Raw genomic sequence first — 21,273 nt, 5'->3', positions numbered from 1 at the left:
ACTGACAACATGACGTCTTCGAGGAACAGCCGCGCCTCCGCCCTGCCCGAGGAGATGCGGGAGGCCCTGCGCCGCCGGCTCGCGGGCAAGGCCGGACGCACCGGGATCCCCCGCGCGGACCGCACCCAGCCACTGCCGCTGTCGTTCGCGCAAGCGCGGCTGTGGTTCCTGCACACCCTCCAGCCCGACGAGGCGGGCTACAACAGCGCGGTCGCCCTGCGGCTGACCGGCGCCCTGGACACCGCCGCGCTCTCGCGGGCGCTCGACGCCCTGGTGGAGCGCCACGAGGCGCTGCGGACCGTCTTCGAGGAGGGGGACGGGCAGCCGTCGCAGGTGGTGCGCGAGGCCACCGCGGTTCCGCTGCCGGTGGCCGACCTCACCGGCGCCCCCGAGGAGCTTCAGGCACGGCTCCTCGCCGAGTACTCCCGCCCGTTCGACCTGCGGACCGGGCCCCTGCTGCGGGCCCTGCTGATCCGGCTCGCGGACGAGGAGCACGTGCTGCTGCTCACCGCCCATCACATCGTCACCGACGGTTGGTCCATGGGCATCCTGCAGGACGAGCTGTGCGCGCTGTACGGCGCCGGGCCGGACACCGGCGGACAGGGCCCGCTGCCGCCGGTTCCGGTGCAGTACCCGGACTACGCGGTGTGGCAGCGTGAGCGGCTCTCCGGGGCCACCCTGGACAAGCAGCTCGACTACTGGAAGGGGCGGCTCGCGGACACCGTCCCGCTGGAGCTGCCCACCGACCGGCCCCGGCCCGCGGTGCGCAGCTCGGCGGGCGCGGTGCACGAGTTCACCGTGGGCCGGGAGGTCGCGGCGCGGCTGAAGGAGCTGGCGGCGGAGCGGCGCACCACGCTGTTCTCCGTGCTGGTCGCCGCGTGCCAGGGGCTGTTCGCGCGCTGGTCGGGGCAGGACGACATCGCGCTGGGCACCGTTACGTCCGGCCGTGGCCGCACCGAGCTGGAGCGCGCGGTCGGGTTCTTCGTGAACACGGTGGTGCTGCGCGCCGGGGTCGACGTGGCGCGTTCGTTCCGCGAGCTGATCGACACCGCCGGTACGACGGTCCTCGACGCCTTCGCGCACGACGAGACGCCGTTCGAGCGGCTGGTGGAGGCCGTGGGGGCGCGCCGGGACGCGGGGCGCAACCCGCTGTTCGACGTCATGGTGCTGCTCCACAGCGCCCCGCAGGGCGCACCCCGCCCGGCCGGGCTGACGGCGACGAGTGTCGATGTGCCCCGGCAGTCCTCGACCTTCGACCTCAGCGTGGAATTCGTCGAGGACGGCGCGGAGCTGCGGGGGCTGCTGGAGTACAGCACCGAGCTGTTCGACGCGGAGACCGCCGAGCGGATGGCGGGCCATCTGCTGGTGCTGCTCGACGCGGCGAGCACCGATCCGGACCGGCCGGTGCGGGAACTCCCGCTGCTGACGGCGGAGGAGCGGCGGCAGGTGGCGGCGTGGGGCCACGGCCCCGCGCTGGACGTGGAGCCGACGACGTTCCCGGCCGTGTTCGAGGCGCAGGCGGCCCGCACCCCGGGGGCGACGGCCCTGGTAGCCGGGGAGGAGACGTACGACTTCGCGTCGCTCAACGCGGACGCCAACCGGCTGGCGCACCAGCTGATCGGGCGGGGCGTCGGCCCCGAGCGGACCGTCGGGGTGAGGCTGCCGCGCACCGCCGACATGGTCGTGGCGATCCTCGCCGTCCTCAAGGCGGGCGGCGTCTATCTGCCCATCGACCCCGAACTCCCGGACGAGCGGGTCGCGTTCCTCTTGGACGACGCCCGGCCGATGCTGGTGCTGGACGAGGCGGCGATGCGCGCGGTCCCCGCCACGCTGCCCGCGACCGACCCCACCGACGCCGACCGGGCCGGCGCGCTGCACCCGGACGGCGCCGCGTACGTCATCTACACCTCCGGTTCGACCGGCCGCCCCAAGGGGGTGGCCGTGTCGCACCGGGCCATGGTGAACCTGCTGGTGGGCCACCGCCACGGCTTCGTGGCCGAGACGGGCGGCAGTCCGCTGCGCGCCGCGCTGACCGCGTCGTTCTCCTTCGACACCTCGCTGGAGGGGCTGCTGCTCCTGGCGGACGGCCATGAGCTGCACCTCATCGACGAGACCACCCGGCTCGATCCGGCCGCGCTGGTGGACCACATCGCCGGGCACCGGATCGACTTCCTCGATCTCACCCCGTCGTATCTGCGGCAGCTCCTCCCGGCCGGGCTGCTCACCGACTCCCGGCACCGGCCCCGGGTGCTGATGCTGGGCGGCGAGGCCATCGGCCAGACGCTGTGGCGGGAGCTGGCGGAGGCGCCCGGCACCACGGCGTACAACTTCTACGGTCCGACCGAGTGCACCATCGACGCGCTCGCCGCCCGGATCGGCGGCACCGGGCGTCCGGTGGTGGGGCGGCCGCTGGGCAATCTGCGCGCCCACGTGCTCGACGCCCGGCTCCAGCCGGTGCCGGCCGGGGTCGCGGGCGAGCTGTATCTCGCCGGTGACCAGCTGGCGCGCGGCTATCCGCACCGGCCGGGCCTCACCGCCGCGCGGTTCGTGGCCGATCCGTTCGGGCCCGCGGGCAGCCGGATGTACCGCACCGGCGATGTGGCCCGCTGGACCGCCACCGGGGAGCTGGACTACCTCGGCCGGGCGGACGACCAGGTGAAGATCCGGGGGCATCGGGTCGAACCGGGCGAGATCGAGGCCGCGTTGCTCGATCTGCCGTCGGTCGCCGAGGCGGCCGTGGTCGCCGTGACCGACGACCGCGACCACGCGCGGCTGGCCGCGTACTACGTACCGGCCGCCTCCGTCACACCGCCCACCACGCAGGAGTTGCGGGCGGCCCTCGGGCGCACCCTGCCGGGCCACATGGTGCCCGGCGCGTTCCTCGCCCTCGACGCCATGCCGCTCACCACGAGCGGCAAGCTCGACCGGCGGGCGCTGCCCGCCCCGCGGTCCGACGCGGACCGGCGGGAGCACGCCTACACCGCTCCCCGTACCCCCGTGGAGGAGGAGCTGGCGCGGATCTGGGCCGAGGTGCTGGGCGTCGAGCAGGTCGGGGTGTCGGACAACTTCTTCGAACTCGGCGGCGACTCGATCCTCAGCATCCAGGCCGTCTCCCGGGCGCGCCAGGCCGGGTTGCGGCTCAGCTCCCGGGACGTGTTCCTGCACCAGACCATCGCCGACCTGGCCGCCGCCATCGCCCCGCGCACCGCGCCCGGTACGGACGACGACGCTGTCGAGCCCACGGGCCCGGCGCCGCTGACCCCGATCCAGCACTGGTTCTTCGCCACCCACGGCGCGCTGCGCCACTTCACCATGTCGATGGTCGTGGACCTGCCGTACGACGTGGACGAGACCGCGCTGAACGCCGCACTGGAGGCCGTGGCCACCCACCATCCGGCGCTGCGGACCCGGTTCGTCCAAGAGGACGGCGAGTGGCGCCAGCACGCCGACGGTCCGGTGGCGGGGCTGGTCCGCCGCCACGACCTGTCGGATCTGGACGGCGACGCGCTGCGCGCCGCGGCGGAGGCGGCCGCCGAGGCCGCCCGCGCCGAACTCGACTTCGTCACGGGCGCGTTGCTGCGCGCCGCGCTGATCCTGCGCGGCGCGGGAACCCGGCCGCGGCTGTTCCTGACCGCGCACCACCTGGCCGTGGACAGCGTGTCCTGGCGCATCCTGCTCGGCGATCTGGAGACCGCGTACCGGCAGGCCGCCGCCGGGGACGCCATCAAGCTCGACCCGGTCGGCACCCCCTTCACCCGGTGGGCGCACCGGCTGAACGACCATGTACTGGGCGGGGAGTTGGACGGCGACCTGCCGTACTGGGAGGACGTGGCGCGCGCGGGCGGCGCGGAGCTGCCGGTGGACCGCCCGGGCCGCGCCACCGCCGGAACCACCCGCACGGTCCGCGTCCGGCTCGACCACGACACGACCGACGCCCTGCTGCGCCGGGTGCCCGGGGTGTACCGGACGCAGATCAACGACGTCCTGATGAGCGCGCTCGGCCGGGTGCTCGCCGACTGGACACGGACCGACCGGGTGCTGGTGGCGATGGAGGGCCACGGGCGGGAGGAGATCGACGACACCGTCGAACTGTCCCGGACCGTCGGCTGGTTCACCACCCAGTACCCGGTGGCGCTCACCCTGCCCGACGGCGGCTGGGGTGCCGTCCTGAAGTCGGTGAAGGAGCAGCTGCGGGCGCTGCCCCGCCGGGGCCTGAGCTACGAGGCGCTGGCCCATCTGAGCGCGCCGGACTCCCCCGCCCGTGCGCTGCGCGACGCTCCGCTGCCCGGCATCTGCTTCAACTACCACGGCCAGTGGGACTCCGTACCGGGCGACGACGCCTTCACCCTCACCGGCGAGACCCTGGGACAGGACCTCGCCGCCGATGAGCACTCGACCTATCTGCTCGATGTGTCGGGCGTGGTGTCCGCCGGGGAGCTGGAGCTGACCTGGCTCTACTCCGACCAGGTCCATGACGAGTCCACCGTGCGGCGGCTCGCGGACGCGATGCTGACGGCGCTGCGGGAGATCGTCGACCACTGCGCCGAGCCGGGCGCCGGTGGCCGTACCCCGTCGGATTTCCCGCTCGCCGGGCTGGATCAGGCGGGCGTGGACCGCCTGGTCGGTGACGGGCGCGGGACCGAGGACGTCTATCCGCTGACCCCGCTTCAGGAGGGCATGCTCTTCCACCGCCTGGTGGGCGACGGGAAGGACGTCTACCTCGACCAGGCCACGCTGACCCTGGCCGGGGTGGGCGACCCGCAGGCGTTCGCCCTCGCGTGGCAGCAGACGGTCGACCGCACCCCGGTGCTGCGCAGCGGCGTGGTGTGGGAGGACGTCGAGCGGCCCGTGCAGTTCGTACGCCACCGGGCCGCCGTGCCCGTCACCCATGTCGACTGGCGGGAGTTGCCGGAGGAGCGGCGCGCGGCCGAGCTGGACCGGCTCCGGGAACGGGATCTGGCGCTCGGCCTGGATCTGGCGGCGCCGCCGCTGATGCGGCTGACCCTCGTGCAACTGCCCGGTGACCAGGTGGAGCTGATCTGGACCTCGCACCATCTGATCCTGGACGGCTGGAGCCTGGCCCAGGTCTTCACCGAGGTGTGCGAGCGGTACGCCGCGGCGGCCAGCGGAGACCGCCCGGCGCTGACCGCTCGGCGGCCCTTCCGCGACTATCTGCACTGGCTGGACCGGCAGGACGGCCGGGAGGCCGAGGAGCACTGGCGGGCGCTGCTCGCCGGCGTCACCGCGCCCACGCCGCTGCCGTACGACCGCAAGCCCCTGGAGTCCCACCGGGCCGGGTCCTCGGCGACCGTGGCGATGGCGCTGGGGGCCGGGGTCTCGGCGGAGCTGCGCGAGGCGACCCGGCGCCTCGGGCTGACCGTCAACACGATCGTGCAGGGCGCCTGGGCGCTGCTGCTGTCCCGGTACAGCGGCGAGAGCGACGTGGTCTTCGGCACCACCGTCTCGGGCCGCCCGGCGGAGCTGGCCGGGGTCGAGTCCATGGTGGGCATGTTCATCAACACCCTGCCCACCCGGGTGCGGGTCGACGGCGCCCGGAACACCGCCGAGTGGCTGCGGGAACTCCAGGTGGCGCAGGCAGGGTCGCGGGGCTTCGAATTCGTGTCGCTGGCCCAGCTGTCGGCCTGGAGCGAGGTGCCGGCCGGTACGCCGCTCTTCGACAGCATGGTGGCGTTCGAGAACTACCCCTTCGACGACTCCTCGGCGCGCGAGGCGGGGCTGCGGATCCTCGACGTCCACTCGACCGACGCCACGAACTTCGGCTTGAGCCTGCGCGCCCATCTCTCCGACCGGCTCGGCTTCGACCTCGGCTATGACCCGGAGCTGTTCGACGCGGGGACCGCGGAAGCCCTCGCCGACCGGCTGTGCCATCTGCTGACCGGGATCGCGGCGGACCCCGACCGCCCGCTGCGGGCCCTGCCGTGGCTGACGGCCGAGGAGCGGCGGCGGATCCTGGTGGAGTGGAACGGCTCGGCGCAGGCCGCGCCGGAGCGGACCGTGGTGGACCTCTTCGAGGAGCAGGCCGCCCGTACCCCGGACGCCACCGCCGTCACCTGCGGCGCGGAGTCGCTGTCGTACGCGGAACTCGACGCGAGGGCGGGCCGGCTGGCCCACCGTCTCGCCGCCGGGGGCGCGGCGCGGGAGCGGTACGTGGCGCTGGCCCTGCCGCGCTCGCTCGACATGATCGTGGCGATCGTGGCCGTGCTGAAGACCGGGGCGGCGTATCTGCCGATCGACCCGGACCAGCCCGCCGGGCGGATCGCCCATATGCTCGCCGACACCGAACCCGTCATGCTGCTGACGACGGGCGCCCTGGACGGGCGGATCGCGACGGACACGGCCGTGCCCCGGCTGTGCCTGGACGACCCGGACGTGGCCGCCGATCTGCGGCGCCGCCCGGCCACCGTCCCGGCCGCCGCCCGGCCGCTGCCGGACAGCCCGGCGTACGCCATCTACACCTCGGGGTCGACCGGGCTGCCCAAGGGCGTGGTCATCCCGCACGCCAATGTGGTCCGGCTGTTCTCGCACACCCGTCAGTGGTTCTCGTTCGACGAGACCGATGTGTGGACGCTGTTCCACTCCTACGCCTTCGACTTCTCCGTCTGGGAGATCTGGGGGCCGCTGCTGCACGGCGGCCGGCTCGTGGTCGTCCCGTACGCCGTCTCGCGCTCCCCGGAGGAGTTCCTGCGGCTGCTGGCGGACGAGCGGGTGACGGTGCTCAACCAGACGCCGTCGGCGTTCTACGCGCTGATGCGCGCAGACCAAGAAAATCCCGTAAACCCTGGGACCGAGCTTGCCCTGCGTCGGGTGATCTTCGGCGGTGAGGCACTCGACCCGCGCCGCCTGGAGGGCTGGTACGCGCGGCACGCGGACACCGACACCGCGCCCGTCCTGGTCAACATGTACGGGATCACCGAGACCACCGTGCACGTCACCCACACCGCGCTCGACCGCGCCACCGCGGCGCGCGCCACCGGCAGCGGCATCGGCACCGGCATCCCCGACCTGCGGATCTACGTCCTGGACGCGGCGCTCGAACCGGTGCCGCCGGGCGCGGTCGGCGAGCTGTACGTGGCGGGCGCGGGACTGGCCCGTGGCTATCTGCGCCGGCCGGGGCTGACCGCGTCCCGTTTCGTGGCCGACCCGTTCGGCCCGCCGGGCAGCCGGATGTACCGCACCGGCGACCGGGCCCGGTGGAGCGCGGAAGGCGAGCTGGAGTACCTGGGGCGCGCCGACGACCAGGTGAAGATCCGCGGTTTCCGGATCGAACCCGGTGAGATCGAGGCCGCCCTGACCGCGCATCCGGGAGTGGCGCACTCCGTGGTGATCGCGCGCGAGGACCAGCCCGGGGTGCGACGGCTGGTCGCGTACACCGTGGCCATCCGCGAAACCGATCCGCCGTCCGCCGCATGCTTGCGGGAATTCCTCGGGCGGAGCCTGCCCGAGCACATGGTTCCGGCCGCCTACGTCCCGCTGGACACCCTGCCGCTGACCGCCAACGGCAAGCTGGACCGGGCGGCGCTGCCCGCCCCGGGCGCGGACGGCTTCGCGACGGGCGCCGAGCGGATCGCCCCGCGTACCGAGGCGGAACACACGGTGGCCCGGGTGTGGGCCGAGGTCCTGGGTGTCGAGGAGGCGGGGGCCGAGGACAACTTCTTCGCCTTGGGCGGCGATTCGATCCTCGCCATCCGGGTGGCCTCCCGGCTGCGCACCGCCTTCGGCACGGACGTCTCGCCACGGTCCCTGTTCACCCATGCCACCGTCGCCGACCTCGCCGCCGCGTTGAGCGCGCCGGACGGCGCCGCGCCGCGCGAGGTGATCCCGGCCGTGGCGCGGGGCGGGGACCTGCCGCTGTCGTACGGACAGCAGCGGCTGTGGTTCCTGGACGGCTTCGACGACCGCGACACCGAGTATGTGACCCCGTTCGCGCTGCGGCTGCGCGGCCCGCTCGACATCGGCGCCCTGGGCACCGCGCTCGACGGCCTGGTGGCCCGGCACGAGCCGCTGCGGACCACGTTCGCCGAGGTGAACGGCCGTGGTGTGCAGCGGATCCACGGCCCGTACCGGGTCGAGCTGCCGCGTCACGACCTCACCGCCTTCCCCGCCGCGGAACGCGAGCGGGAGCTGGAGCGGCTGCTGGAGCACGAGGGCGCCACCGCCTTCGACTTGAGCACCGGACCGCTGCTGCGGGCGTCCCTGATCCGGCTGGACGACGAGGAACACGTCCTCACACTGACGATGCATCACATCGTCACCGACGGCTGGTCCACCGCCGTCATCAGCGACGATCTGAGCGAGCTGTACGCCGCGGCGCGCGAAGGCCGCAGCCCCGAACTGCCCCCGCTGCCGCTGGGGTACGCCGACTACGCCGCCTGGCAGCGCGACCCGGACGGCGGGGCCGCCACCGTGGAACCACAGCTGGACCACTGGCGCAAGACACTCGCCGACCTGCCCCCGCTGGAGCTGCCGACCGACCGGCCGCGCCCTGCCGTGCAGACCAAGAACGGGGCGCTGCTGGACTTCACCCTGGACGCGGGTCTGGTGGACCGGCTCCGGGAGACCGGGCGTCGATGCGACGGCACCCTCTTCATGACCCTGCTCGCCACCTGCCAGGTGCTGCTGGCCCGCTGGTCGGGGCAGGAGGACTTCGCGGTGGGCACCGTGACCTCCGGCCGGGAACGCCCCGAGCTGGAGCGCCTGGTCGGGATGTTCGTGAACACGCTCGTGCTGCGCGGCCGGGTGCGCGCCGACCGCCCGTTCGGCGAACTCCTCCAGGAGGTGCGCGACACCGTCCTGGACGCCTTCGCCCACCAGGACGTGCCGTTCGAGCGGATCGTGGACACGCTCCAGCCGGAGCGGGACACCAGCCGCACCCCGCTGTTCCAGGTGATGGTGGCGCTGCACAACCTGGGCGGCGAGGTGCCGAGCCTGCCCGGGCTCGCCGTGGAGCCCGTCCGCATTCCGAGCCGCACCGCCGCCTTCGACCTCGGCTTCGACTTCGTGGAACACCAGGGCGCCCTGACCGGCTTCGTGGAGTACAACACCGATCTGTTCGACGCGGCGACCGTGCGGCGGATGGCCGACCAGCTGCGGCTGCTGCTGGAGGCGGTGGCGGAGGACCCCGGCCGTCCGGTGGGCGAACTCCCGCTGCTGACCGCGCGGGAGCGCCACACCGTGCTGGAGGACTGGAACGACACCGCGCTGCCGGTGGCGGACACCACCTTCCCGCGCCACTTCGAGGAGCAGGCCGCCCGCACCCCGCACGCCACGGCGCTGGTGGCCCCCGACGCCACCTACGACTTCGCGGAGCTGAACGCCCGCGCCAACCGGCTGGCCCACCATCTCATCGCGCTCGGCGCCGGTCCCGAGAAGGTGGTCGCGGTCCGGCTGCCGCGCACCGCCGACCTGCTGGTGGCCCAGCTCGCGGTCCTCAAGGCGGGCGGCACGTATCTGTACGTCGATCCGGAACTGCCCGCCGAGCGCGTCCGGTTCCTGCTGGAGGACTCGGGCCCCGAGGTCGTCCTCACCCCCGAGGCGCTGCGCGACGCGCCCCTCGGCGACCTGCCCGCCACCGACCCCACCGACCGGGACCGGCTCTCCCCGCTGCGCCCAGCGAACACCGCGTACATCAACTACACGTCGGGGTCCACCGGCCGCCCCAAGGGTGTCGCCGTCGAACACCGCCAGCTGGTCAACCTCTGCCACGATCACGTGGCCGGGCTCATCGGGCCGCACGCCGTCGAGGCGGGCCGTCCGCTGCGCTCGGCGCTGACCGCCGCCTTCTCCTTCGACACCTCCTGGGAGGGCGCCGTGTTCCTGGCCGCGGGCCAGGAGGTGCATCTGATCGACGACGCGGCACGGCTCGACCCGGCCGCCCTGGTGGAGCTGATCCGCGCCCGCGAGCTGGACTTCCTCGACCTCACCCCCTCGTATCTGCACGAGCTGATGGCCGCCGGGCTGTTCGACGGCCACCACCGGCCCCGGATCGTCATGGTGGGCGGCGAGGCGCTCGGGGCGGCGCTGTGGCGGGAGCTGCGCGCGGTGCCCGGAGTGGCCGCGTACAACTTCTACGGGCCCACCGAGTGCACCGTCGACGCGGTGTACGGGCGCCTCGCCGACCTCGGGGACCGGCCGCTCATCGGGCGCCCCGGTCACAACCTGCGGGCGTACGTCCTGGACGGGGCGCTGCGCCCTGTACCGCCCGGAGTGCCGGGCGAACTGCATCTGGCCGGTGCCCAGGTCGTGCGCGGCTACCGGGGCCGGCCGGGGCTGACCGCGCGCCACTTCGTCCCCGACCCGTACGGCCCGCCCGGCTCCCGGATGTACCGCACCGGCGACCGTGCCCGCTGGACGGCGGACGGGGTGCTCGAATTCCTCGGCCGCACCGACGAGCAGGTCAAGATCCGTGGCTTCCGCATCGAGCCGGGCGAGATCGAGGCCGCCGTGCTGGACCATCCGGCGGTCGAGGACGCCGTGGTGGTGGCCCGGGAGGACACCGGCCATCGGCGGCTGGTCTGCTACCTCGTGGCCACCGCCTTGGACGCCGCGCCCGGCGCGGTGGAACTGCGCGCCCTGCTCAAGCGGGCCCTGCCCGACTACATGGTCCCGGCGGCCTTCGTGACGCTGGACCGGATACCCCGCAACGACGCCGGAAAGGTCGACCGGCGGGCGCTGCCCGCACCGCCCGCGCAGCCGGAGGCGGAGACCGCGTATGTGGCGCCGCGCACCGAGACGGAAACCGTGCTCGCGCGCGTGTGGTCCGAGGTGCTCGGCACCCCGCGGATCGGGGTGGAGGACAACTTCTTCGCCCTGGGCGGTGATTCGATCCTCAGCATCCAGATCGTCTCCCGCGCCCGCCAGGCCGGACTGCGGATCACCTCCAAGGACATCTTCCGCCACCAGACCATCGCGGAACTCGCGGTGACCATCGGGGCCGCCCCGGCGCAGGAGCCCGCTCCGGCCGGTCCGCCGGCGGGCCCGGCGCCGCTGACCCCGATCCAGCACTGGTACCTCGACGGGCGGCGGCCCGGCGATCCGCACCACTTCACCATGACGCACCGGCTGCAACTCACCGACGACCTCGACGAGGCCGCGCTGCGGCGGGCGGTGGACGCGGCTGTGGCGCACCACGCGGCGCTGCGCACCCGGTTCCTCGTCGTCGACGGTGAGTGGCGGCAGGAGGTCCTGCCCGCCGCGCCCGGGCCGCTGCTCGAACGGCACGATCTGTCCGGCCTCGGCGAAGCAGCACAGGCGGATGCGGTACGCGAGGCCACGGTCGCGGCCCAGACCGGTCTGGACATCGCCGAGGGCGCCGGCTTGCGGGCCCTGCTGTTCGACTACGGTCCCCAGCGGCCGCCCGAGTTGCTGATCACCGTCCACCATCTGGTGGTCGACGGCGTCTCCTGGCGCGTCCTCCTCGGCGACCTGGAGACGGCGTACGACCAGGCCGTGGCCGGAGCCACGCCCGCCCTGCCCCCGGCGAGCAGCGCCTACACGCACTGGGCGGCCCGGCTGGCGGAGCACGTGCGCTCCGGCGGGCTCGACGGCGACCTGGAGTACTGGACGCGCACCGCGGGCATCGCGCCCGCGCCGCTGCCCGTCGACCGGCAGGGCGCCAACACCCAGGAGACGGCGGCCACGGTGACGTATCGCCTGGGCCGCGCCGAGACCGAGGCGCTGCTGCGCGACGTCCCGGACGTCTACCGCACCCAGATCAACGATGTGCTGCTCAGCGCGCTCGGCCGGAGCCTGGCCCGCTGGACCGGCGGTGACACCGTGCTGATCGGGGTGGAGGGCCACGGCCGCGAGGACCTGTTCGAGGAGCTGGATCTCTCCCGCACGGTCGGCTGGTTCACCGCCGAGTTCCCGCTCGCGCTCACCGTCGCGTCGAGCGCGGACTGGCGGCAGACGCTCAGGTCCGTCAAGGAGCAGCTGCACGCCGTCCCGCACCGCGGGCTGAGCTACGGTGCGCTGCGCCACCTCTCCCCCACCGCGGGCGAGCGGCTGCGGGCCGGTCCGGCGCCGCAGATCGGGTTCAACTACCACGGCCAGTGGGATGTCGCCGCAGCCGACGAGGCCACCGGCCTGTACCGGGCCGCCCTGCCCTCGACGGGGAGGGACGCGCCGGACGGCGAGGCCCGTACGTATCTGCTGGAGGTCACCGGGGCCGTCCAGGGCGGCCGTCTGGAGCTGGGCTGGACGTACCCGACCCTGATGTACGACGAGGCGACCGTGCGCCGCCTCGCCGAGGACGTCATCGCCGCGCTGCGGGAGATCGTCGCGCACTGCGCGGAGCCCGGCGCGGGCGGCCGTACCCCCTCCGACTTCCCGCTCGCCCGGCTCGACCAGCACCAGGTGGACCTGATCGCGGGCGACGGCCGGGACGTGGAGGACATCTACCCGCTGACCCCGTTGCAGGCGGGCATGCTCTTCCACGGCCTGGTCGACACCCGGGGCGCCTACTTCGACCAGATCGCGCTGCGCATCGGCGGCATCGCCGACCCGGACGCCTTCGCCGCCGCCTGGCAGCGGGTCGTGGACCGGACGCCGGTGTTGCGCAGCGAGGTCCGCTGGGAGGGCCTTGAGGAGCCCGTCCAGGTGGTGCGCCGGCATGCCGTACTGCCCACCGCCCGGCTCGACTGGCGTGGCCTCTCGCCGGACGGGCGGCAGGCCGCGCTGGAGCGGCTGCTCGCCGAGGACCGGGCGGCCGGGATGGAACTGACGGCGGCCCCGCTGACCCGGATCGCGGTGGCGCGGCTGACGGACGACGAGGTCATGCTGGTGTGGACCTCGCACCATCTGATGCTGGACGGCTGGTCCACCGGGCAGATCTTCGCCGAGGTGTGCGAGTACTACGCGGCGCTCACCGAGGGCCGCACCGTGAGCCCGCCCGCGCGCCGCCCGTTCCGCGACTTCCTGCGGTGGCTGCGGGAGCAGGACCAGGAGCGGGCCGAGCGGCACTGGCGTGACGTCCTGGCCGGGTTCACCGCCCGTACGTCGCTGCCGTACGACCGGCCGCCCCGGGAGGCGCACCGCGCCACCTCCGGCGCGCTGACCCGGCTGGAGCTGACCCCGGAGGTGTCCGCGCGGCTGCGCGAGACGGCCCGCGGCCGTGGGCTGACCGTGAACACGGTGGTGCAGGGCGCCTGGGCGCTGCTGCTGTCCCGGTACAGCGGCGAGAGCGACGTGGTGTTCGGCACCACCGCCTCGGGCCGCCCGGACGGGCTGCCGGGGGTGGAGACGATGGTGGGGATGTTCATCAACACGGTCCCCACCCGGGCCGTGGCCGACGGCGACACCGACGTGGTGCGGTGGCTGCGGGAGCTCCAGGACCAGCAGAGCGAGTCCCGCCGCTTCGACTTCGTCTCCCTCGCCCGCATCCAGTCCTTGAGCGAACTGCCCGCCGCCGAGGGGCTGTTCGACTCCATGGTGGTCTTCGAGAACTACCCGTTCGACGAGGAGTCGGCGTCCGGCGCCGGGATCGCCATCCGGGAGGTGCGGGCCGAGGACGCCACGAACTTCCCCCTGGTCTGCCGCGCCTATCTCGGCGACCGGCTCGGGTTCGACATCGCCTACGACCCCGCGCTGTTCGACGCGGCGACGGCCGAGCGGGCGGCGCGCCATCTGGGGACGCTGCTGGAAGGCATCGCCGACGGCGCCGGGCGCACCCTGGACGATCTGCGGCTGCTGACCGCGGCCGAGGAGCGCCGGGCGGTGCGGGAGGGGAACGACACCTCCCGGCCGCTGCCCCGGGTATCGCTTCCGGAGCTGTTCGCCGAGCAGGCCGCGCGGACCCCGGACGCCATCGCCGTCACCGACGGCGCCACCGCCCTGAGCTATCGCGACCTGGAGGCGTGGTCCGGCCAACTGGCCGCGGTTCTGGCCGAGTCGGGGGTGCGGGCCGAGGAGCGGGTGGCGCTGCTCATGGACCGGTCGGCCGAACTCGTCGTGGCACAGCTCGCGGTGGTCAAGGCGGGCGGGGTGTACGTACCGGTGGACTCCCGCGCGCCGGGCGCACGGCAGGGGGAGCTGCTGAAGCAGACGGGCGCGAAGGTCGTGCTGACCGCCGAGAACGTGGCCGCCGCGCGCGACGGCCGGCGGACACCACCGGTGGTACCGGTGGACCGGGACAACCTGGCGTACGTGATGTTCACCTCCGGGTCGACCGGGGTGCCGAAGGGCGTGGGGGTGCGCCACCGCGACGTGGCGGCGCTCGCGTTCCACCGGGCCTTCGCGAGCGGCGGGCACGAACGGGTGCCGCTGCACTCGCCGGTGGCCTTCGACGCCGCCACCTACGAGGTGTGGGTGCCGCTGCTGCGCGGCGGCCACGTGGTGGTCGCCCCGCCGGGCGAGCTGGACGCGGCGACGCTGCGGAGGCTGGTGGCCGAGCAGGACGTGACGGGCCTGTGGCTGACCGCCGGGCTGTTCCGGCTGCTGGCGCAGGACGCCCCGGACTGCTTCGCGGGACTGCGCGAGGTGTGGACCGGCGGTGATGTGGTGCCCGCCGCGGCCGTGCGCCGGGTGCTGGCGGCCTGCCCCGGGCTGACCGTCGTGGACGGGTACGGGCCGACCGAGACGACGACGTTCGCGACCACCTTCCCCATGTCCGATGCCGGCGAGGTGCCCGAGGTGGTGCCGATCGGCGGGCCGCTGGACAACATGCGGGTGTACGTTCTCGACGCGCGGCTGCGGATCGTCCCGCCGAGTGTCGTCGGGGAACTCTTCGTCGCCGGTGAGGGCGTGGCCCGCGGCTATCTGGGGCGGCCCGGCGCGACGGCGGCGGCCTTCCTCGCCGATCCGTACGGGCCCGCCGGGGAGCGGATGTACCGCACCGGCGACCTGGCGCGGCGGCGGCCGGACGGCACGGTGGAGTTCGTCGGCCGCGCCGACCACCAGGTGAAGGTCCGGGGCTTCCGGATCGAGCCGGGCGAGGTGGAGAGCGCGCTGACCGCGCACTCCGGGGTGGCGGACGCGGCGGTGGTGGCCCGGGAGGACCGGCCCGGGGTGAAGCGGCTGGTGGCCTATGTGGTGCCGGGGGGCGAAGCGGGCGTGGACGGCGCGGAGTTGCGTGCCCATGTGGCGGCCGGGCTCCCGGACTACATGGTGCCGTCCGCCATCGTCGTGCTGGACGCGCTGCCGCTGAGCCGCAACGGCAAGCTGGACCGCGCGGCGCTGCCCGCCCCGGGGCCCGCCCCGGACCGGGCGGCCTATGTGGCCCCGCGGGACGAGGCCGAGCGGCGCACGGCGCGCATTCTGGCCGAGGTGCTGGGGGCCGAACGGGTCGGCGCCGAGGACGACTTCTTCGTACTCGGCGGCGACTCCATCCTCAGCATCCGGCTCACCTCGCGGCTGCGGGAGGCGTTCGGGGCGGAGGTGTCGCCCCGGCTGGTGTTCACCCACTCGACGGTGGCCGCCCTCGCGGCCGCCCTCACCGAGGCGAGCGGCCGTACGGAAGGGGGCCCTGCGCCGATCACACCCGTGCCCCGGGACGCGGAGCTGCCGCTGTCCTACCCCCAGCAACGGCTGTGGTTCCTGGACTCCTTCACACCGGACAGCACCGAGTACATCACCCCGCTGGCGCTGCGGATGCGCGGCACCCTCGACGTCCCGGCGCTGGAGGACGCCCTGACCGCGTTGGTGGCCCGGCACGAGTCGCTGCGCACCACCTTCGACGCGGTGGACGGGCGCGGGGTGCAGATCGTCCACGAGCCCGCCCCGGTCCGGCTCGCCCGGCACGATCTGTCGGACCTTCCCGCCGACCGGCGGGAGGCGGAGCTGACGGAGCTGCTGGCGCGGGAGCGGGAGCGCCCGTTCGACCTGCGGCGCGGCCCGCTGCTGCGGGCCGGGCTGATCCGGCTGGACGCCGAGGACCACGCGCTCACGCTGACGTTGCACCACATCATCACCGACGGCTGGTCCACCGGTGTGCTCATCGGCGATCTGCGCGAGCTGTACCGGGCGGCGACGAGTGGCGACGCGGCGGTGCTGCCACCGCTTCCGGTGCAGTACGCCGATGTCGCGGCCTGGCAGCGGGCCGAGCTGTCCGGCCCGTACGCCGATGAGCAACTGGCCTACTGGAAGCGGCAGTTGCGCGATGTGGAGCCGCTGGAGCTGCCCACCGACCGGCCGCGTCCGGCGGTGCGGAGCGGACACGGCGCGACGGCGGAGTTCGAGGTGCCGGCGGCCGTGAACCGGCGCCTCAAGGAGTACGGACAGGCCCGTGGCACCACCCTCTTCATGACGCTGGTGGCGGCGGCCCAGGTGCTCCTGGCCCGGCTGTCGGGCCAGGAGGACATCACGGTCGGGACGGTCACCTCGGGGCGGGAGCGCGCCGAGGTCGAGCATCTGATCGGCTTCTTCGTGAACACCCTGGTGCTGCGCTCCTCGGTCGACCCCGAGCGCGGCTTCACCGACCTCCTGACCGATGTGCGCGGCACCGTCCTGGACGCGTTCGCCCACCAGAGCGTGCCGTTCGAGCGGGTGGTGGACGAGGTGCAGCCCACCCGGGACACCAGCCGGACACCGCTGTTCCAGGCCATGGTGGTGCTCCAGAACATCCCCGGCGGGCCGCTGGACCTGCCCGGTCTCGCGCTGGAGGACATCGCCCCCGAGACCAGCACCGCGAGCTTCGACCTCACGCTGGAGTTCGCCGAGGCCGACGGGGGCGTACTGCGCGGGCTGATCAGCTACAGCACCGACCTGTTCGACGCGTCCACCGCCGAGCGGATGGGCGCGGCCCTCGTCACGCTCCTCACCGGCATCGCCGACGACCCGGACCGGGCGGTGGGCGCGCTGCCGCTCGCCACCCCGGCCGAGCTGCGACGCACCCTCGTCGAGTGGAACGCCACCGGACACCCCGCGACCCCGGCCACACTGGCCGAGCTGTTCGAGCGGCAGGCGGCGGTGTCCCCGGACGCCACGGCCGTGGCGTCCGGGGCGGGCGCGCTCACCTTCGCCGATCTGGACACGGCGGCGAACCGGCTGGCGCACCGGCTGACCGGGCGCGGCGTGGGGCCGGAGAAGCTGGTGGCGCTGGTGCTGCCGCGGTCGGTGGAGATGGTGGTGGCCCAGCTGGCGGTGGTGAAGGCGGGCGGCGCGTTCCTGCCGGTCGACCCCAACTATCCGGCGGAGCGGGTGGCGTTCATGCTGCGGGACGCCGAGCCCCTGGTGGTCCTGGACGATCCGGCGTCGGTGTGGGCCGGGGACGGCCCCGCCGACCCGCCGGCCGTCCAGGGGCTGACACCGGACCATCCGGCGTACGTCATCTACACCTCCGGGTCCACCGGGAAACCCAAGGCGGTCGTGGTCACCCACGCGGGGCTGGCGAGCTTCTCGGCCGCCGCCGCCGAACACTACGGCGTCCGGGCCGGGGACCGTTTCCTGCAGTTCGCCTCGCCGAGCTTCGACGCCTCCGTACTGGAGCTGTGCGCGTCCCTGCCGAGGGGTGCGGCGCTCGTCGTCGCGGAGGAGGGACCGCTGCTGGGCGAGCGGCTGGCCCAGGTGCTGACCGAGCAACGGATCACCCATGCGCTCATCCCCCCGGCGGCGCTGGCCACCGTGCCGGAGGCGGCACGGGAGGCGGGCATGCCCGACCTGCGCACGCTCATCGTCGGCGGTGACGCGTGCACGGCCGAACTGGTGGACCGCTGGGCCCCGGGACGCCGGATGATCAACTCGTACGGTCCGACCGAGGCGACCATCGTGAGCACCTGGTCCGGGCCGCTGACCGCCGGTTCGGGGGCGCCGCCGATCGGCGGGCCGATCCGGAACACCCGGGCCTATGTGCTGGACTCCGCGCTGCGCCCGGTTCCGGTGGGCGTGGCCGGGGAGCTGTACGTGGCCGGGGCCGGGCTGGCGCGCGGCTATCTGGGCCGCCCGGGGCTGACCGCCTCCCGCTTCCTGGCCGATCCGTTCGGCCCCGCTGGCGGGAGGATGTACCGCACGGGCGACGTGGTGCGCTGGACCGCCGACGGCGAGCTGCGGTTCGTCGGCCGGGCCGACGACCAGGTCAAGGTGCGCGGGTTCCGCATCGAGCCGGGCGAGGTGGAGAGCGCGCTGCGGCGCAGCCCCGAGGTGCGCGAGGCGGTGGTGGCCGTACGGGACACCGGGCCCACGCCCGAGAACCCGTCGGGGCTCAAGCGCCTGGTCGGCTATGTGGTTCCGGCGCGGGACACCGCGCCGACCGCCGCCTCGCTGCGCGACTTCCTGGGCCGGACGCTGCCGCCCCACATGGTGCCGTCGGCGTTCGCCACCCTGGAGGAGCTGCCGCTCACCCCCAACGGAAAGGTCGACCGCCGTGCCCTGCCCGATCCGGATCCCGCACCGGCCCCCGGCGCGGACCATGTTGCGCCGCGCACCCCGATGGAGAGCCGGATCGCGGCGATCTGGGCGGATGTCCTGGGCCTCGACCGGGTCGGCGTGGACGACAACTTCTTCGACCTCGGAGGGGATTCCATCCTGAGCATCCAGGTCGTCTCCCGCGCCCGCCAGTCGGGGCTGCGGCTGTCCACCAAGGATCTCTTCACCCATCAGTCGGTGGCCGCCCTGGCCGCGGTGGCGACGACGGAACGGGACGAGGGCGGCGCGGAGCCGGTGACCGGAGACCTTCCGCTCACCCCGATCCAGCGCTGGTTCTTCGCCACCCACACCGTCAACCCGCACCACTTCAACCAGTCCACCCTGCTGGAGCTGGACCAGGAGCTGGACGAAGCGGCGCTGGAACGGGCGCTGGCCGCCCTGCTCGCCCACCACGACGCGCTGCGGATGCGGTTCGCACAAGACGGTGGCGAGTGGCATCAGTACAACCCGGAGCCGGAGGAGGGAGCCGTCCTCGACCGGCACGACCTGTCCGGGCTGCCGCGGCACGAGGCGGACGCGGCGATGGAGAAGACGGCCGACGCCCTGCACGCGGGCTTCGATCTCGGCAGCGGTCCGCTGCTGAAGGCCGCGCTCTTCCGGTTCGGCGACGACCGGCGGCCCTTCCTCTTCCTGACCGCCCACCATCTGGTCATCGACGGGGTGTCCTGGCGGATCGTGCTGGACGACCTGGACGCCGCGTACCAGCAGAGCGTGCGCGGCGAGACGGTCGACCTCGGCCCCAAGACGACCTCGTTCAGGGACTGGGCCCGGCAGCTCGCCGAGCAGGTCGCCGACGGCGCCCTGGACCACGAGGCCGACCACTGGGCCGCCGCGCTGGACGCGCGGCCGCTGCCGGTCGACCACGAGGCGGACGCCCCGGGAGCCGAGACCCGGGCGGTTCCGGTGGAGATCGACGAGGCGGACACCGAGGCGCTGCTGCGTGCGGCCCCCACCGCCTACCGCACCCGCATCAACGACGTGCTGCTGGCCGCCCTCGCGCTGGCGCTGTCGCGCTGGACCGGCCGGGAGCGGATCTCCGTCGAGCTGGAGGGCCACGGGCGCGAGGACGTCATCGAGGGCGCCGATCTCTCCCGTACGGTGGGCTGGTTCACCACGATGTACCCGGTCTCCTTCGACCTGCCCGCCGCTCAGGACGCCACGCCGACCGACTGGCGCGGCCTGGTCAAGTCGGTCAGGCGGCGGCTGCGGGCCGTCCCCGGCAACGGCTTCGGCTTCGGGGCGCTGCGGACCTTCGGCACGGACGCGATACGGGAGCGGCTGACCGGCACCGGCGCCGGGCCGCAGGTGGTGTTCAACTACCTCGGCCAGTGGGACGCCCGGTCCGCCGAGGCCAAGGACGGCCTCGTCCACGCCGAGCACGGCTCCTTCGGCCAGGACCACGACCCCCGCGAGGGCGGATCGCATCTGCTGGAGGTCGTGGGCGCGGTGCAGAACGGCCGGCTCGGCTTCACCTGGTACTACCGTCCCGGCGTCCATGAGGAGTCGACCGTGGCGGCGGTGGCCGCGGACTTCGCCGACGCGCTGCGCCGCATCGCCGAGGACTGCCGGGGTGGTGCCGTATGACCGGGGAGCCCGGGGACGTGGCGCGCGACGTGGCGGGCACCGCGACCGAGGACCGCGCCGCCCCGCCGGTGCCCCTGTCGCGCAATCGCGGCTACCGGCTGCTGTGGGGCAGCCAGGCGCTGTCGGAGTTCGGGTTCCACGCGTCGATGATCGCGTTTCCGCTCCTGGTCCTGGCGCTCACCGGCTCGGGCGCCGCCTCCGGTCTGGTGATGGGCACGATCGCCGCCGCGCAGATGGTGGCCGGGCTGCCGGCCGGTGTTCTGGTGGACCGGTACGACCGCAAGGCGCTCATGCTCGGCTGTGAGGCGGCCCAGGCGGTGTCCGCCATCAGCCTGGTGATCGCGGTGTGGAGCGACACGGCCACCGTGCCGCACATGGTGGCCGTCGCCGCGGTGTTCGGGGCCGCCGCCGCCCTCTTCGAACCGGCGGAGAACGCCGCGCTGCCAGTGCTGGTGGACACCGTGCAGGTGCCGGCGGCGGTCTCGATGAACACGGCGCGGGCGTCGATGGGGCAGCTCTCGGGTACCGCGACCGGCGGATTCCTGTTCGCCGCCGGCCGCTTCGTCCCCTTCCTGGCCGACGCCGTCATGCACACCCTCTCCTTCATCGCGCTGCTCTTCCTGCGGCTGCCGAAGCGGGAGCGGCCCGCCGCGCCACCCGGCAGGCTCGTCCACGACATGCTGACCGGCCTGCGGTGGGTGTGGCAGGAGCGCCGGATCCGGGTCACCATCCTGTGCGCGGTCGTGCTGAACCTGTTCTTCAGCGCCTTCTACCTCGTCGTCATCGTGCTCGCCGGAACCAGGGGGGTGCCCTCCGGGGAGGTCGGGGTGATGGCGGCCATGCTCGGGGTGGGCGGGGTCCTCGGCGCGCTGGCCGCTCCCGTGCTCCACAGCCGCCTCGGCGCCTATCGGGCCATCGTGGCGGTGTTCTGGGCGCTGACCTTGTTCACCCCGGTCGCCGCATTCGTGCACAGCGGCTATGCGACCGGGGCGCTGTTCGCCCTGATGGCGCTGTTCCCGCCCACCGCGAACACCGCGATCATGACCGACCAGCTGCTGCGCACCCCCGATGAGCTGCGCGGCAGGCTCACCAGCGTCCTCGCCCTGGCCTGCGGGGCCGCGGGCGCGGCGGGCCCCGCGCTGGGCGGCCTGCTCGCCCAGGCCCTGCCGGGCGACCGGGCGATCCTGGTGTGCTCGGCCGGGATGGCCGCCGCGGCCGTCCTCGCCACCGTCAGCCCGACCCTGCGCGGGCTGTCCCCGAACCCCCCGGCCGGCAACCGGCCGGCGGCGGCCTGAGAGCCACATCCACCGACAA

2 protein-coding genes are annotated in these 21,273 nt (G+C 74.1%); both read left to right on the top strand.

Going from position 1 to position 21,273, the window contains the following annotated elements; translation table 11 throughout:
• The first annotated feature begins 9 nt into the window (after positions 1 to 9).
• Positions 10 to 19,959 carry a non-ribosomal peptide synthase/polyketide synthase gene (locus tag ACH4SI_RS17345; protein ID WP_398296596.1) on the top strand — a complete coding sequence of 6,650 codons (19,950 nt, stop codon included), beginning with the start codon at positions 10 to 12 and terminating at the stop codon, positions 19,957 to 19,959.
• The gene (locus tag ACH4SI_RS17340) at positions 19,956 to 21,254 is read left to right on the top strand and encodes an MFS transporter (protein WP_398296595.1); all 1,299 of its coding nucleotides are present in this window, start codon (positions 19,956 to 19,958) and stop codon (positions 21,252 to 21,254) included. The genes ACH4SI_RS17345 and ACH4SI_RS17340 overlap by 4 nt, the downstream gene beginning before the upstream one ends.
• The last annotated feature ends 19 nt before the right edge of the window (positions 21,255 to 21,273 follow it).

It is taken from the genome of Streptomyces sp. NPDC021212 (assembly GCF_044332925.1).
In the GTDB taxonomy this organism is placed as follows: Bacteria; Actinomycetota; Actinomycetes; order Streptomycetales; family Streptomycetaceae; genus Streptomyces.
This window is presented reverse-complemented; position numbering and strand designations above follow the sequence as displayed.